General features: G+C 42.3%; 1 protein-coding gene and 1 pseudogene. One reads left to right on the top strand and one right to left on the bottom strand.

Annotation, left to right across the window (positions count from 1 at the left end; translation table 11 throughout):
• Positions 1 to 196, top strand: a pseudogene (locus tag FFR48_RS28015) (hypothetical protein); the annotation flags it as partial.
• Here the strand turns inward: FFR48_RS28015 and FFR48_RS28010 are convergent.
• Positions 185 to 973, bottom strand: coding sequence for a DUF1868 domain-containing protein (locus FFR48_RS28010; protein ID WP_137669588.1), 789 nt, complete (start codon positions 971 to 973; stop codon positions 185 to 187). The pseudogene FFR48_RS28015 and the gene FFR48_RS28010 overlap by 12 nt on opposite strands.
• Positions 974 to 1,123 lie beyond the last annotated feature (150 nt).

The following is a 1,123-nucleotide window of genomic DNA, read 5'->3' as shown; positions in this document are numbered from 1 at the left end:
CCCAGTCCCCAGTGCCCAGCCCACAGTCCCACGTCCCCAGTCCCACGTCCCCTATCACCAGACCCCGGCTCCCAGTCACCAGTCCCCAGTCACCAGTCCCCAGTCACCAGTCACCAGTCACCAGTCCCCAGTCACCAGTCACCAGTCCCCAGTCACCAGTCCCTATTCCCTGACAACTAACAAATTAAAACTCTAAACTCGTAAATTCAGGTTGACGATAATAGGCTGTCATATCGTCAAACTTTCTTAATTCAGCCTGATGAATTACAATTTCGGGAAAATTCAACAGCCATTGTTGATTTAATTCAGATAACAAATTACTGAGTTGTACCCGATCTAAATCAGTAGGAATTTCGCCAAAATAACCTAATGTAACATGAGCAGTAAAGTGGTAATGTTGCTCAATTCCCAAACCCATTAATTTGCGATTTTGATAAATCAACCGCCTCAGTTGAATAATTTCTTCATAGGATCTTTCATCTTTGGGTATTAAACACACCGCTAAAGCTCTTGGCATTACTATTAGTCCTAGCATTTGCCAAGAAATGGGATTACTGACTTCACCCCGCAACTGTTGATACTGCTTAAACAAATTCCCTAAGCAAGTATTTAAATCCTGTTCAAATTGGGGATTTTTCTCAGTAGCATGAATGTAAGCATGATCCCAAATCAAGTCCGCTAAGGTGAAATGAAAACTGGCAGGAGGTAGAGGTACAATCAAATCAGAATTGATTGGTAACTCTAACAGCGATCGCTGAAAAGTCTCAATTTGGCTGTAAAAATCAGCGTTCTGTGTATCTTCTGCTGCTGGTGGGGTAATCAGTGTATAACCAGGAAATGGTGCTGGTTTTCTGACTCCATCAACAGGTTTAAATTTATAAGATTCCTGGATATGCTGAACTTGGGTTTTGTAAGATTCTGGTAGCGTCATGCGTGCTACCCGATTTAAATAGGTTTGGTAGTTGTCGTCCAATCTTCTTAGCCTCGCGCTCTCTTGATAGATTGTAGGAAAATTTACATAATTTGACCAAGTTATTTTATTTGGGGACTGGGCACTGGGTACTGGTGCTTGTGTATGCGTTTTAGTTGTCTGCTGTCCTGTTCATCACTTTCCACTACTATC

It is taken from the genome of Sphaerospermopsis reniformis (genome assembly GCF_005402885.1).
Lineage (GTDB): Bacteria > Cyanobacteriota > Cyanobacteriia > Cyanobacteriales > Nostocaceae > Sphaerospermopsis > Sphaerospermopsis kisseleviana.
This window is presented reverse-complemented; position numbering and strand designations above follow the sequence as displayed.